Origin of the sequence: Roseobacter sp. GAI101 (assembly GCF_000156335.1) — a bacterium.
In the GTDB taxonomy this organism is placed as follows: Bacteria; Pseudomonadota; Alphaproteobacteria; order Rhodobacterales; family Rhodobacteraceae; genus Sulfitobacter.
The window spans coordinates 148883-162514 of sequence record NZ_DS999214.1 but is presented as its reverse complement, the minus strand read 5'-3'; the positions used below and the strand labels follow the sequence as shown (position 1 = coordinate 162514).

Sequence of the window (13632 nt, the reverse complement as noted above, 5' to 3'; positions counted from 1 at the left end):
TGATGGCTGTACGACTTTCAGACGGTGGCGACGACCTTGCCCCCAATGCCGATATCAACATCACCCCGTTCATCGACGTGATGCTGGTGCTGCTGATCATCTTCATGGTCGCAGCCCCGCTGTCCACGGTCGATGTGAACGTAGAACTTCCCGTCGCTACGGGCACCCCCGCACCGCGCCCCGAGGAGCCCGTATTCGTGACGATACATCAGGACCTTAGCCTGAGCGTGGGAGAAGGGGACGTGTCGCTGGAGGACCTGAACATGCAGTTGGGTATGTTGACCAAGTTGAATTTAGATACGCGTATCTACATCAACGCCGACCGCTCGGTTCCTTATGGCGAAGTGATGGCCGTGATGAACAGGATGCGCAGTGAAGGCTATCTCAAGATTGGATTGGTCGGCCTCGAGGATGAGGGCAGCCCGTCACCTGCGGCACCTCTGGCTGAAACGCCTGCCAAGGGTGCCTCTGAATGAGCTTTGCCTACGCGCCTTCTTCCGGCATGGGTCTGTACCTTGGTGCTGGCCTCAGCATCGGCGTGCATGGAGCCTTGGTCGCCTTGTGGCTGACCCAGGCTGCCGCGCTTGAGCCGCCAAAGGAGACCGGCATTCAAGGGCGCGAACTGATTGATCTGGCCGAAGTCGAAATGATCATCGCCGCACCGGAAACCAACCTGCCCGACGGGGCCCCCGCCGAGGACAGCAAGGCCACATTGGACAGCCCCGCCGAGCGCGAAGAGGCGAAGGCGTCGAACGATCCGATTTTGGCGCAGGTGCCGCGCGCGCCGGATGATCCCGAGTTGCAATTCAAAATCGCCAACCCCGACCAAGAGGTCGAAACCGAAAAGGACGCCACCGAAGTTCCGAGCGAAATCCAGGAAGAGACCCAAACCGAAAACGCCCCGCAAAGCACTGCCGCCGCGCCCGAGGCCAGCGCAGGTCAGGATGAGAAATCCCAGACTGCGGCCAAGAAACAGGGGCTGACCGATGCAGAACGGGCTGAGATTACCGATTGGCAAAAGTCATTGGTTCTGGCCCTGAACGCTGGCAAGGATTATCCGCGCCGCGCGCGCGAAGCCCGCGCCGAAGGCACCACGACGGTTGCTTTTACCGTGGATCACTATGGTCAGATCAAAGCGCGCGAGGTGTCGAAATCCTCCGGCTGGCCGGTTCTCGACAAAGCCGCGCTTGATATTTTCGACCGGCAGAAAACGCTGCCAGCGCCCCCGGCTGCAATGGGGGCGGGACCTTTCAACCTCGCCATCCCGATCAGCTACCGGTTCCGCTGAATCCCGTCAGAAGATCCGGCGTGATATCGGCAACGGTCGCACAGCCGCACAGGGCCATCGTCACCTCAAGCTCGTCGCGCAGGCGGCGAAGCACCTGGCTGGCCCCGCGCGGCCCATCGACGATCAACCCGTGCATGACGGGGCGTCCGACCAGAACCGCTTGGGCCCCCAGGGCGAGCGCTTTGAACACATCGCTGCCCCGCCGGATGCCGCCATCGACATAGACCGGCACAGCACCTGCCACGGCATCCACCACTGCCGCCAGTTGGGTGATTGGCGCAGGCACGGTATCCAGCACGCGGCCCCCGTGGTTCGAGACGATGATGCCCTGCGCGCCCAGGTCGATCAGGCGCGTTGCATCCGCAGGGCGCAGGCATCCCTTTACGATCACCGGAACCGGGCTGTCGGCAATCAGCCGTGCCAGATCATCGGCGGTCGGGGCAAACACCATCATCCCGTCGAAAACCACGCTTTGCCCGTCGCGCAGGTGCGGGCGCGGCGGTTGCGGCAGAACATCCAGCATCACGGGACGGACATCATCGGGCAGGGTGAACCCGGCAGCAACCTCGCGGTCGCGCAACCCATTGATCGGCGCATCAAGCGTGACGACCAGAGCGTCGGCACCACAGTCAACGGCACGGGTCACCAGCGCCATCGTCGCCTCGTGATCGGCTTGCATATAAAGCTGAAACCAGCGACGGCCCGGGATGGTGGCAATGTCCTCTGGCGGGGTGCTGGTTTGACAGCTTAGCACCATCGTCGCGTCCTGGGCCGCAGCGGCCATCGCCGTTGCACTTTCGCCCTGCGGGTGGAAAAGATTCTGGAACGCCATGGGTGCGACCATGATGGGATGCGGGGCCTGTTTTCCCAATATGGTTGTCCGGGTATGTCCGCCGGCACACGGCGACAGAAGTTTTGGCAACAACCCGATCCGACCAAACGCAGCGCGGTTTTCGGTCACGCTCTGCCCGGCCTCCGCACCGCCCTCAAGGTAGGCAAGAAGATCTGCGGACAACCGACCGGCGGCGTCGATTTCGAAATCTGAAAGGGTCACTGGCATGCCGTCAGGATCGCGCAAATCAGCACTCTCCACAAGCGACAACAGCCGTTAAATCGCGCTATCTTCTGCCAGCGGCAAGGTCAGTTTGATCGACATGCCCGATGGGTTGTCCAGTATCTCGAGGCTGCCATCGTGGTTGCCAAGCACGCGTGCCGCAATGGGCAGTCCCAGCCCGCTGCCGGGTCCCCCTCCGGCCTGGCTGAACCGGCTCAGGGCCTGGATGTGCTTGTCCGCGGGAATACCTACGCCGTCATCGGTGACCAGAATAATCGCGTTGGATTGATCCACTGACAGGTCCAGTGTGATGCACGACACCTGCGCGCCGCCATGGATGATGGAATTGGTCAGCAGGTTAAGGACAGCTTCGTGCAGCATCACTTCGTCGCCCTGAACGGTGACATCGGCAGAGGGCAGGACATAAGTCAGTCGCACCTCGTGATCGGGGAATTGCTGATTGAACGCCGTCCCGACATTGCGGATGAACGCCTTGAGATCGACAGGCAAACCGGCGCGCAGGATATCCGTTCCGCTTGCCCGCTCGAACGACAGCAGCTTGTTCGTAAGATCACTGGCGTCTCTTGCGGCTTGAACCAGTTCTGCACTGCGTTCTTTCACGGCTTTGGCGTTCGGCGCGTTCTGAACCGCCTCGGCAAGGGCCAGAACACCGGCGACGGGGTTCCTAAGCTGATGGGCGGCGTTTGAAATGAATTCGTCCTTTGAGCTGATCCGGCGCGAGACGCGGTGGAGCAGTGCGTTCAGGGTCGTGACCAGACCTTGCGCTTCGGCGGGGACGGGGCGGCGGATCGGTTCAAGTTCGCTGGGCGTGCGCTTGGCGATGGCTTGTTCAAGGTCAAGCAGCGGGCGCAGGCCCAGCCCGACGCCAAACCAGACCACCACCGCGACGCTTGTCACCAAAAGAGCGATCACGGCGAAGGAGCGCGACAGCACATCGCGCACGAAGCTGTTGCGCACATCCGCATTCTGCCAGACGGTGATGTTGAACACGCCCGCCACACCGCTGACGACTGTACCGTCCTGAAAGCGCAGGACGCGGACGTTTTCCCCCTGATAGCTGCCATTGTAATAGTAGGGATCGGTAATTTCCTTGGGCGCTGACGGCGGCATCATCGGTGGTGTGGAATAGCCAGTGACGAATACGCCGTCAGGGGCATAGACGTGATAGAATATGGCCCCGCCCGAGGTATCGTTCAAAAGCCGTCGGGTCGACGGGCTGATCGCGTCGCCATCGGACACCGCCACGTCCCGCGATATGGCAAGCGCAGCCGACAGCAACCCGCGATCAAAGATGCTTTCGGCGCGGATGGTGGTATTGTGGAATTGCCAGATTGCAGCCACGAGGGAGATTACCAGAAGCGGCGGCAAAATGATCAGGATCAATCGCGCCCGCAGCGAATTCGGTTTCATGGGTCTGCCTTGGCAGACATCTGATAGCCAAGGCCGCGGCGTGTCTGGATCACGATCCCATGCGGCTTCAGCCTGCCGCGCAGGCGCGAAATATAGACCTCGACCACGGTTTCCTCGATATCGGCCCCGATCCCGTAGACATGGTCCAGCACGGCACTTTTCGACACAAGGCGCCCGTCTGCGGCCAAGAGACATTCAAATACGGACATTTCACGCCGCGGCAGATCAAGCTCGGTCTGCTGGTCGAACAATTGTCGCGCAACCGGATCGAAGTGCAAGGCACCGACGGCGCGCAATTGCTGCTGCGGAATGGCCCGCCTGCGCAGCAACGCGCGCACCCGCGCCTCGAGCTCGGCCATCTCGAAGGGTTTGATCAGGTAGTCATCCGCCCCCGCATCCAGACCCGCAACACAGTCATCGGTATCCGCCCGTGCCGTCAGCAGAATGACCGGGCGCGCATCATTGCGTTTGCGCATCTGTGCCAGAAGCGTAAGCCCGTCCGTCCCCGGCAAGTTGATGTCGAGGATCACGAGGTCGGCACCGTCATCTTTCAGGTAATCCTGTGCCGCGTCGCCGTTATGCAGCGTATCGACAGCATGGCCTGCGTCCTCAAGCCGGTAGGTGATGCCTTTGGCTAGGCTCTGATTATCTTCGACCAAAGTGATCCGCATTCAAGTTTATTCCGTCCATGCAAGTCTGATGCAAGGTTCGCAGGTCAGATGGGGGAGATCAACTGGGGTCGGACGCCCCTGCATGATTCTATTTTGGCCCCTTTGGGAGAGGGGGTTGTAAAAACCGGGAGGACTATATGTCTACTATCAAAACCACGCGCCGCGTGGCCATGGGCCTTGTGGCCGCGGCCGCTGCAACATTCGGGCTTCAGGCAAATGCCGAGAGCCACGGGATCGATCTGGCGGGAAAGACCGTCGAATGGATCATCCCCTTCTCCGAAACAGGCGGATCGGCAAAATGGGCCAATTTCTACGCACCCCTGCTGTCCGAGGCCCTGCCGGGCCAGCCCACAGTCGTCGTGAAATTCATGCCAGGTGCCGGATCGACCAAAGGGGCCAACTATTTTCAGGAGCAGACATACGAAGACGGCACGCTGATCTTCGGGTCGTCCGGGTCCACGCAATTCCCGTACCTTCTGGGTGATCCGCGCGTGAAATTCGAATACTCCGACTGGAATGTCGTGCTGGCCTCGGGCACAGGTGGCGTTGCCTATCTGCCGCCAGAGCTTGCTGCAAAGATGGATGGCATGAATGCCGCCGGCCTGCGGGACACGGATTTCATCTATGGCAACCAAGGTGCGACCCGTCTTGATCTGGTCCCGACTTTGGCATGGGAAATGCTGGGCCTGAACGTCGAAAGCGTGATGGGCATCAAGGGGCGCGGTGACGGCCGTCTGATGTTTGAACGCGGCGAAGCGAACATTGATTACCAAACCTCGTCCTCCTACCTGTCCGGTGTAACGCCGCTGGTCGAGGCAGGCACGGCCGTGCCGATGATGACCTGGGGGTCCTTGAACGACGCGGGTGATATCGTGCGTGATCCGACCTTCCCTGACATTCCGACGTTCAAGGAAGTCTGCGAAGCCACGGAAGGTTGCGAAACCTCGGGCGAGAAATGGGATGCATGGAAAGCCTTCTTTATCGCCGGTTTCCCCGCCCAAAAGATGGTATTTCTGCCACAAGGTGCGCCGGCCGATGCCATCGCGACCTATACGGCGGCATTCGAAGCCGTAAAGGCACGTGCCGATTTTGCCGAAATCTCGGGCAAGCGTCTGGGTAAATATCCGCAGATGACCGGCAAAGCGGCCAAGACGACCATGGACAGCGGTACCAAGGTCAGCCCCGAAGCCAAGGCGTTCATCGTGAACTGGCTGCAGGAAAAATACGGCGTTTCGCTGAACTAAGCTTTCCTTTTTGAACGCCCCGCCAGCCGTGGCGGGGCGTTTTCCCAAGGAAAGTGGGAGGATCATTTCATGGAAGTCATCATGGAGGCGCTGCCTGCATTCGGCGACGCGTGGGCGCTGATACTGCAACCTGTCGTTTTGGGATATCTGGTGATGGGTGTCCTTATGGGCCTTTGCATCGGCGTGTTCCCCGGTCTGGGCGGCATCGCAGGACTGTCGTTGCTGCTGCCGTTCATGTTCGGGATGGACCCGATCCTGGGGCTGGCCTTGATGATCGGTATGGTCGCGGTGGTGCCAACGTCTGACACTTTTGCGTCGGTCCTGATGGGGATACCGGGCTCATCGGCCAGCCAGGCTACGGTGCTCGACGGCTTTCCGATGGCCAAGAACGGAATGGCCGCGCGCGCGCTTTCTGCCGCCTTCGCCTCGTCCTTGTTCGGCGGGTTGGTCGGTGCCAGCTTTCTGACCATCTTCATCCTGATCGCGCGACCGATCGTGCTGGAATTCCGCACGCCGGAATTGTTGATGATCACCATTTTCGGCTTGTCCATGGTCGGTATTCTCGCGGGTCGCGTCGCAATCAAGGGGATCGTTGCGGCAGGCCTTGGCATGCTAATCGGCACCATCGGAGAGGGGGCATCGTCAGGCGATTTGCGCATGTCGTCGTATGACTACCCCTATCTGACCGATGGTCTGAAACTGGTCATCGTGGGCCTTGGCATCTTTGCCATCCCCGAAATCATTTCCCTGCTGCGCCAGGACCGCGCCATCAGTCAGGAACCCCAGATCGGGGGCGGCTGGATCGACGGCGTGCGCGACTGGTTCGCCAACATCTGGCTGTCGGTGCGCTGTTCCATCATCGGGGTGATCGTCGGTGTTATTCCGGGCCTTGGCGGGTCTGTCGTCGACTGGATCGCCTATGGCCATGCGGTGCAAACCACGAAAGACAAATCAAACTTTGGCAAAGGTGAAGTGCGCGGCGTAATCGGGCCGGAAAGCTCGAACAACGCCAAGGAGGGCGGCGGACTGGTGCCGACGCTGCTGTTCGGCATTCCCGGATCGGGGTCGATGGCGATCTTCATCGGGGCGATTGCGTTGCTTGGCTCGGGCCAGATCGAAGTCGGACCGGCTATGTTGAAGAACAACCTTGATATCACCTATGCGATCGTGTGGTTGCTGGCCCTGGCCAATGTGGTGGGTACGGTCATCTGCATTGCCGCCTCCGGCGGGATCGCCAAACTGACAACGATCCGCTTCGTGCTTCTGGCACCGTTCCTGTTCATGATCATCAGCTTTGCCGCCTTCCAGTCGGGTCAGAACCTGATGGATCTGGTGGCCCTGTTCGCGATCGGATTTCTGGGCATCCTGATGCGCCGCTTTGACTGGTCGCGTCCGGCTTTCCTGATCGGTTTCGTGCTGTCGACTCCGGCAGAAACCTATGCCAACCAGGCGGTCCAGATTGCGCAATCGCAGTTCCGCAAAAGCTTTGGCGACGGGATCGATTACATCTTTTCGCCGATTGTCATCATCTTGCTGATCATCACAGTGATTTCAGTCGTGCTGGGGTTGCGGCAGGCGAAACACATGATGGCCGAAGGCGACGTGCAGGCCGGATCAAAGCGCGCGCCACTCGTATTCATGCTGCTGGTCACCGCTTTCATCGTTTACGCCCTGCTTGATGCAAGTGCTATCCCCAGCTACAGCCGCGACCGGACCTTCCCGATCTTCGTTTCAAGCGTTTGTCTGGTGGGATGTGCTTTCCTGATCTTGCAGATGATGCTAAAGCCCGAAAACGATACGATCTTTGCCGACCGTGAAATGGACGGAGAAGATGCCAGTGCAACTCATGGACTTTGGTCGACACTGGGCTGGTTTGCAGCCTTGCTGTTGTTGACATCCTTGCTGGGCTTCATCCTTGCGCTGGCGATCTTCCTGTTCAGCTTCATGGTCATCCGCGCACGGATGAGCCTGATATTCGCGGCAGGGTACACCGCCGCTGGTATCGCTTTCATCTGCGGCATGGCATGGATGCTTAACCGCGATTTCCCGCCAGGGCTTTTGCAAGAATTTTTCACTTTACCATGGCCTTTCACATGACCCAGACAGCAATTCCATATCTCTTCATGCGCGGCGGGACGTCTCGCGGTCCTTACCTTAACCGCGCCGACCTGCCCGGGGACCTAGACGTCTTGGCAAAAGTGCTGATCGCCATGGTTGGCTCCGGTCATCCGCTAAACATCGACGGCATCGGCGGCGGTGCAGCGGTGACGACCAAGGTCGCGATGCTGTCCAGATCAGAGGATGATTGGGCCGATGTGGACTACTTCTTTGCCCAGGTCAGCGTCGAGGACCGCCTGGTCGATTTCAAACCCACCTGTGGCAACATCCTATCGGGCGTCGGCCCTGCTGCCATCGAAATGGGTCTGGTCCCGGCCCAGGACGGCGAAACGCAGGTGAACATCCGTGCGGTCAATACCGAAGCCCGCGTCACGGCCATCGTGCAGACGCCAGAACGCGTCGTGAGCTATGAAGGTGACGCGCAGATCGACGGAGTGCCCGGCACTTCCGCCCCCGTGGCCCTGCAATTCATGGAAACTGTGGGGGGCGTCACCGGTGCGTTCCTGCCGACCGGAAATCTGGTTGATGTCATCGACGGGATCGAGGTCACCTGCATGGACGTGGCCATGCCGATGGTCATCGCAAAGGCCAGCAGCTTTGGCCTGACGGGTTATGAAACAGCCGCCGAACTGGATGAAAACCGCGATTTCTTTGCCCGCATGGAAGCGCTGCGCCTCAAGGCTGGGGCGCTGATGGGGATGGGCGATGTGTCCAAGTCCGTGACGCCGAAATTCGGCCTGCTGGCCCCCGCGACCCAAGGCGGCACAATCGCCACGCGCTATTTCATGCCATGGCAGACCCATCCCACCATGGCCGTCACAGGCGCACAGTGCCTTGCATCCTGTGTGCTGACGCCGGGAACCGTGGCTGATGGTCTGGCGGCGAAACCGGCCGCAGTGCCGGCGAATGTCACGTTGGAACATGCCTCCGGTACCATCGACGTGCTGGTGGATTACGCGCAAACTGAAGACGGTTTTCAGATCAAATCAGCTGGTCTGGTGCGCACTGCACGAAAGCTTGCCGCAGGAGAGGTGTTTATCCCTGCATCGGTTTGGTCCGGGTTTTGATCCGATTGATAAAGGGACGTTACGACCGCCTATGAAAGTTCATATTCTCGACGATTGGTTCGATACCCTTCGGGCCTTGCCGTGTTTTGACAAACTGGCCGGTCACGATGTCACCGTCTGGACGGACCACGAACCCGATCCGGCAAAGCTGGCCGCGCGCGTGCAAAAGGCAGAGGCGTTGGTGCTGTTTCGTGAACGCACGATGGTCGGAGAGGACCTGCTGTCGCGTTTGCCGAACCTCAAGCTGATTTCACAACGCAGCGTTTATCCTCATGTCGATGTTGCGGCCTGTACCGCGCATAATGTGCTGCTCAGCTCGAACATGCAGTCGGATACTCCGTCCTATGCAGCGGCCGAACATACACTGGCGTTGATATTGGCCAGCTTTCGCCAGATCCCGCAGCAGGTGGCGTCGATCAAGGCGGGCCAGTGGCAGGCGGGCGTCGGCCGCACGCTGCGCGGCAGAACGCTTGGGCTTTATGGCTATGGGCGCATTGCAGGCGCTGTTGCCGAATATGCCAAGGCTCTGGGGCTGAAGGTGCAATGGTGGGGGTCCGAGGCGGGGCGCGCCCGTGCGCAGGCGGCAGGTGAAACGGTTGCCCCATCGCGCGAGGCGTTTTTCGCGGGTTCGGATATCGTCAGCGTGCATGTCCGGATGAAGCCGGAGACGCGCGGGCTGATCACCGCGGCAGATCTGGCGCAGATGCAGCCTGGGGCGTTGTTCGTGAATACGTCACGCTCGGGCTTGGTTGAGACAGACGCGCTTGAGGCCGAAGTCGCGCGCGGGAGCCTGCATGCGGCGGTCGATGTGTTTGACCACGAGCCTTTGACGGACACTTCGCACATCCTGCTGACCCACCCCAATGTGCTGGCGACCCCGCATATCGGCTTTGTCACGGAAGACGAATTTGACCTCCAATTCTCGGATATCTTCGATCAGATCAACGCATATGCCTCAGGCGCACCGATCCATATGATCAATCCCGAGGTCTATCCATAGTCCTGCTGCGCTGCCGCGACGAAGCCTTCGTTTATCGCGCGCGCCACGAAATCATCCAGCGCGGTGATTCTGGGGTCGTCGTGCCGGGGCAAGACCATTGCTTGCCGGACCGACGTCAGGACATCGGGTAAAATGCGTATGTCAGGCGACTGTGCGAAGGCCCCTTCAAGCGAGGCACGCACCCCTGCCACCACGTCACAACGGCCGGCCTGAAATTCGGCAAAGCTTTCGGGCGGCGTGCCGCAACGTTCCAGCGTGGCGTGGCGCAGTGTCTTGGTCAGATGCATGTCATAGGCCGAACCGGTAGAGGTCAGAACCCGCACGCCGGTCTTGTCTACGTCTTCCACGCTTTCGAATTTCGCTGCGGCGCGGACTGCGTAGGTCGCCTCAATCACGATATAGGGCTGGGTGAACGCGATCTTTTGGGCGCGCATGGGGTCAATCGCGAGAAAGCCGATATCCCATCTGTCGTGGTCTGCATCGTCAAAAACCTTGCCTGCACCGCTGTAAACGATCGGCTCCATCCGGGCACCAATTTCATCTGCCAGCCGTTGGGCGAGGGCGGGGCTGACGCCCGTAAGGCCATTGGCGCTTTGCTGTACCAACGCACGATTGCCGGTGTTGATGGCCACCCGCAAGACGCCATCGCGCGCCAAGGATTTCAAGTCTTCCAGCATGTTCAGTCCCCTGTATTTGGCACTTTGGCCGTAAGGAGGCGCGCAAAAAGCGGTGCGCCCAAGATTACCACAAATATGCGCAGCACGTGATGTGCCACCACGAAAGCCATATCCGCCCCCACGATCAAGGCCAGAACGGTCAGTTCGGCCTGGCCGCCCGGCGCAAAGGCAAGGATGGTCTCCATTGGCGGGGCGAACCCGGCAAGGTGGATCGTCTCTGCAAAGACCACGGTGAGCATCAGCAGGATGACGCAAAAGCCCAGCCCTGCCGTGACGGTCTTGCGTACTTCGGCCATGGTGACCCCGGCGTATTTGCAACCCACGCTCATGCCGATGAAGAACTGCGCGGCCCATATTGCCTCCGCAGGGGGGCGGTGTTGCAAGATACCTGCCAACGCCAGCGCCGCAGCCAGCAGGAGCGGCCCAAGGATGGTTGCGCCGAACATGCCCGCGCGTTTGGCGATCTGCCATCCGGCAAGCCCGCAAAATACCATCAGACCTAGCTGCGAGGCCCCGATCGTCGCTGCCGGTGCGCCCGGTGGGTTGGTCAGATCGGCATTCCATATCCACGAGAGCAAGAAGGGCAGGGCGACGACGATCACCATGACCCGCGTCGCATGGATGAGCGACAAGGTCCGGACATCGCCGCCCGCTTCCTCTCCGAACACCAGCATGTCCTGCAGGCCGCCGGGCATAGAGGCATAGTAACTGGTGGCAAAATCGAACCCCCAAAGCCGCTGAAAATAGACAACGCCCAACAGGCCGATACAGCTGGTCATGACGGGGATCATCAGCAGGGTCGGCCACATCCCCCCCATTGAAACAAGCAAGGTCGTTGTAAATGTCGCACCCACGGCGACGCCAAGAATGGTACGCATCGCTTCGTTGACCAGCTTGATCCCGCGCATGGGCAGCCCCGCAAGCGCCGCAATCAGGCAGGCAAAGATGGGCCCCAGCAGCCAGGGCAGGGGCAGGTGCAGAAGTTTGAAGGCAAGAACACCGAACCCTGCCACGGCAAAGGCATAAATCTGGGCTTTCATCAGCGCATCACCTTGAGCCTGTGGCGCAGGGATGTCTGCAAATGCGCATCGGCAGCTTCGCCTGCGGCTTTCTGGTCGCCGGCACGTATCGCCGCGATGATCTGCGCATGCTGGCTGCTGACGGTCTTGATCCGCACCTCGTCATCCAGCGTGGTTGGGCCAAGCAACATCAAGGCGTTGTTCAGCGCCCGGGCCGAATCCACCAGGAAACGGTTGCGGGTCGCCAGATAGATGCAGCGGTGAAAATCCTGATTAAGCGCTGCAGCGCGCAGTGAGTCATGACCAGCAGCTTCAATCTGGGCATTGAGGTCTTCCATCACATCGATTTCAGCGGTGCTGGCGTGTTTTGCGGCCATTTCGGCAGCCGTGCGTTCCAGCACCAGACGCATCTCGTACAGTTCGACCACTTCGGGCGTCGATAACGTGCGGATCACCGCCCCCAGACGGGCGCGATGCTCGACGATGCCGTCGCTCTCAAGCTTGCGCAGCGCTTCGCGGACCGGCGTGCGGGACAAGGACAGTTTGCTTGCCACATCGACTTCGCGCAGGCGGTCGCCGGGACGGAATTGCCCGGTTCTGATGGCTTCGTGCAGGCGGTGATAGGCGACTTCACCCTGAGACATGTCTTGCAATTCGTGGTCGGGCATTTTAGGGAGGTCCAAATTGTATCCGCTTGGATACAATGTCACCATTCAAAGGAAAAGCCAATGTCAAAATCAGTTTTAGTCGTCGGAACAGGCAACGCAGCCCTTTGTGCTGCGATCGCAGCGCTGGAAAAGGGTGCGCAGGTGACGTTGCTGGAAAAGGCAGACGAAGCTTTGGCAGGGGGCAATACGAAATACACCGCTGGGGCCATGCGCTTTGCCTACGACGGTGCCGAAGATCTGATGCCGCTTCTGCGCAACCCCGATGATCCACGCTTGGAAAATACCGATTTCGGCAGCTACGATGTCGCCAAGTTCGGCAGCGACCTTTTGGGTTTCAACGACGGGCGTCCGCTGTCGGATGAACAGGATGCACTGATTACGACATCGGGCGAGACGATGCGCTGGCTGGCCTCGCATGACGTGAAATTTGAACCGATCTACAGCCGTCAAAGCTTTGAGAAAGACGGGCGGCACGTCTTTTGGGGCGGGCTGACGCTGGCCGCCGAGAATGAAGGGGTCGGCCTTTTTGACATGGAACTTGCCGCGGTGGAGCGCTTGGGCGGAACCGTGCGCTACAACAGCGCCGTGACCGGCCTGATCATGGAGGGCGACCGTGTCGCCGGCGTCCGCGTGGGCGATGAGGAGCTGCGGGCCGATGCGGTCATCCTTGCCTCCGGCGGATTTGAGGCGAACGAAGAGTTGCGCATCAAACACATGGGCCCCAACTGGAAAGCCGCCAAAGTGCGTGGCACCCCGCATAACACTGGCGACGGACTGACCATGGCGATTGCCGCCGGTGCCCAGGAATACGGCCTTTATGCGGGTTGCCATGCCACCCCGATGGACCTGCATATGGCGGATTTCGGCGGCCTTGATCTGCCCCCCGGCGAGCGCAAGAACTATCGCAAGATTTCCTATTTCCTTGGTGTGATGCTGAATGCCGAGGGGCATCGCTTTGTCGATGAGGGGGCAAATTTCCGCAACTACACCTATGCCCAATACGGGGCCGCGATCCTCGAGCAGCCCGGTCAGTTCGCGTGGCAGGTGTTCGACAGCAAGGTGTTCGATCTGCTCTATGCCGAATACCGCTTTCACGACGCCCATTTCGTCGAAGCGGACACATTGGAGGAACTCGTGCCTCAGATGACGGGTGTTGATCAGTCGGCAGCAACAGCGACGCTGGCAGCCTATAATGACGCCGTTGATGTGGATGTTGCGTTTGATCCGACGGTTCTGGACCACAAGGCAACCGTTGGTCTGATGCCCCCCAAATCGAACTGGGCACAGAAAATCGACCTAGGGCCATACCGTGCCTATCCCGTCACAGGGGGCATTACATTCACCTACGGCGGACTTAAAGTCGATGCAGACGGCAGTGTCATCTCGAAAGACGGG

13 protein-coding genes are annotated in these 13632 nt (G+C 60.1%); 7 read left to right on the top strand and 6 right to left on the bottom strand.

Annotated elements, in window-relative coordinates; genetic code table 11:
- Positions 1 to 2: 2 nt before the first annotated feature.
- Both exbD and RGAI101_RS18715 read left to right on the top strand, forming a co-directional pair.
- Positions 3 to 476, top strand: a complete 474-nt coding sequence (gene exbD / locus RGAI101_RS18720) for a TonB system transport protein ExbD (protein WP_008229781.1) — start codon at positions 3 to 5, stop codon at positions 474 to 476.
- On the top strand, positions 473 to 1288 hold the full coding sequence (locus RGAI101_RS18715) for an energy transducer TonB (protein ID WP_008229673.1): 816 nt from the start codon (positions 473 to 475) through the stop codon (positions 1286 to 1288). Before exbD ends, RGAI101_RS18715 begins: the two co-directional genes overlap by 4 nt.
- Here RGAI101_RS18715 and RGAI101_RS18710 read toward each other — a convergent pair.
- The 3 genes from RGAI101_RS18710 to RGAI101_RS18700 are packed head-to-tail and all read right to left on the bottom strand — an operon-like array spanning position 1269 to position 4444.
- Positions 1269 to 2366 (bottom strand): alpha-hydroxy acid oxidase, encoded by a 1098-nt coding sequence (locus RGAI101_RS18710; protein WP_254655313.1) that lies wholly within the window; start codon positions 2364 to 2366, stop codon positions 1269 to 1271. The genes RGAI101_RS18715 and RGAI101_RS18710 overlap by 20 nt on opposite strands.
- A gap of 30 nt (positions 2367 to 2396) precedes the next feature.
- Positions 2397 to 3773 (bottom strand): sensor histidine kinase, encoded by a 1377-nt coding sequence (locus RGAI101_RS18705; RefSeq protein WP_008229495.1) that lies wholly within the window; start codon positions 3771 to 3773, stop codon positions 2397 to 2399.
- Positions 3770 to 4444 carry a response regulator transcription factor gene (locus tag RGAI101_RS18700; RefSeq protein ID WP_008229624.1) on the bottom strand — a complete coding sequence of 225 codons (675 nt, stop codon included), beginning with the start codon at positions 4442 to 4444 and terminating at the stop codon, positions 3770 to 3772. The genes RGAI101_RS18705 and RGAI101_RS18700 overlap by 4 nt, the downstream gene beginning before the upstream one ends.
- A 137-nt stretch (positions 4445 to 4581) precedes the next feature.
- Here RGAI101_RS18700 and RGAI101_RS18695 point away from each other — a divergent pair, with 137 nt between their 5' ends.
- The 4 genes from RGAI101_RS18695 (at position 4582) to RGAI101_RS18680 (ending at position 9873) form a co-directional block, all read left to right on the top strand.
- Positions 4582 to 5688: a tricarboxylate transporter gene (locus tag RGAI101_RS18695; RefSeq protein ID WP_157044749.1), complete on the top strand. Its 1107-nt coding sequence runs from the start codon at positions 4582 to 4584 to the stop codon at positions 5686 to 5688.
- A 69-nt stretch (positions 5689 to 5757) separates the two neighbouring features.
- A complete protein-coding gene (locus RGAI101_RS18690; RefSeq protein WP_008229498.1) occupies positions 5758 to 7785 on the top strand; it encodes a tripartite tricarboxylate transporter permease in 2028 nt (675 codons plus the stop codon).
- Positions 7782 to 8873: a 4-oxalomesaconate tautomerase gene (locus tag RGAI101_RS18685; protein ID WP_037230180.1), complete on the top strand. Its 1092-nt coding sequence runs from the start codon at positions 7782 to 7784 to the stop codon at positions 8871 to 8873. The genes RGAI101_RS18690 and RGAI101_RS18685 overlap by 4 nt, the downstream gene beginning before the upstream one ends.
- Positions 8874 to 8904: 31 nt before the next feature.
- Complete coding sequence (locus tag RGAI101_RS18680) at positions 8905 to 9873, top strand: D-2-hydroxyacid dehydrogenase family protein (RefSeq protein ID WP_008229865.1); 969 nt, start codon at positions 8905 to 8907, stop codon at positions 9871 to 9873.
- Here the strand turns inward: RGAI101_RS18680 and RGAI101_RS18675 are convergent.
- The 3 genes from RGAI101_RS18675 to RGAI101_RS18665 are packed head-to-tail and all read right to left on the bottom strand — an operon-like array spanning position 9864 to position 12237.
- Positions 9864 to 10550 (bottom strand): transporter substrate-binding domain-containing protein, encoded by a 687-nt coding sequence (locus RGAI101_RS18675; protein ID WP_008229533.1) that lies wholly within the window; start codon positions 10548 to 10550, stop codon positions 9864 to 9866. The genes RGAI101_RS18680 and RGAI101_RS18675 overlap by 10 nt on opposite strands.
- 2 nt (positions 10551 to 10552) lie before the next feature.
- Positions 10553 to 11590, bottom strand: coding sequence for an AbrB family transcriptional regulator (locus RGAI101_RS18670; protein WP_008229808.1), 1038 nt, complete (start codon positions 11588 to 11590; stop codon positions 10553 to 10555).
- Entirely contained in the window at positions 11590 to 12237 is a 648-nt protein-coding gene (locus tag RGAI101_RS18665) for a GntR family transcriptional regulator (protein ID WP_008229720.1), read from the bottom strand. The genes RGAI101_RS18670 and RGAI101_RS18665 overlap by 1 nt, the downstream gene beginning before the upstream one ends.
- A 60-nt stretch (positions 12238 to 12297) precedes the next feature.
- Here RGAI101_RS18665 and tcuA point away from each other — a divergent pair.
- Positions 12298 to 13632: FAD-dependent tricarballylate dehydrogenase TcuA (gene tcuA / locus RGAI101_RS18660; RefSeq protein ID WP_037230079.1), on the top strand; the 1335-nt coding region annotated here is incomplete at its 3' end.

Bases quoted from the DNA above. Each gene is read 5' to 3' on its own strand.
- exbD (WP_008229781.1), top strand. From the start codon at position 3: ATGGCTGTACGACTTTCAGACGGTGGCGACGACCTTGCCCCCAATGCC.
- RGAI101_RS18715 (WP_008229673.1), top strand. From the start codon at position 473: ATGAGCTTTGCCTACGCGCCTTCTTCCGGCATGGGTCTGTACCTTGGT.
- RGAI101_RS18705 (WP_008229495.1), bottom strand. From the start codon at position 3,773: ATGAAACCGAATTCGCTGCGGGCGCGATTGATCCTGATCATTTTGCCG.
- RGAI101_RS18700 (WP_008229624.1), bottom strand. From the start codon at position 4,444: ATGCGGATCACTTTGGTCGAAGATAATCAGAGCCTAGCCAAAGGCATC.
- RGAI101_RS18695 (WP_157044749.1), top strand. From the start codon at position 4,582: ATGTCTACTATCAAAACCACGCGCCGCGTGGCCATGGGCCTTGTGGCC.
- RGAI101_RS18690 (WP_008229498.1), top strand. From the start codon at position 5,758: ATGGAAGTCATCATGGAGGCGCTGCCTGCATTCGGCGACGCGTGGGCG.
- RGAI101_RS18685 (WP_037230180.1), top strand. From the start codon at position 7,782: ATGACCCAGACAGCAATTCCATATCTCTTCATGCGCGGCGGGACGTCT.
- RGAI101_RS18680 (WP_008229865.1), top strand. From the start codon at position 8,905: ATGAAAGTTCATATTCTCGACGATTGGTTCGATACCCTTCGGGCCTTG.
- RGAI101_RS18675 (WP_008229533.1), bottom strand. From the start codon at position 10,550: ATGCTGGAAGACTTGAAATCCTTGGCGCGCGATGGCGTCTTGCGGGTG.
- RGAI101_RS18670 (WP_008229808.1), bottom strand. From the start codon at position 11,590: ATGAAAGCCCAGATTTATGCCTTTGCCGTGGCAGGGTTCGGTGTTCTT.
- RGAI101_RS18665 (WP_008229720.1), bottom strand. From the start codon at position 12,237: ATGCCCGACCACGAATTGCAAGACATGTCTCAGGGTGAAGTCGCCTAT.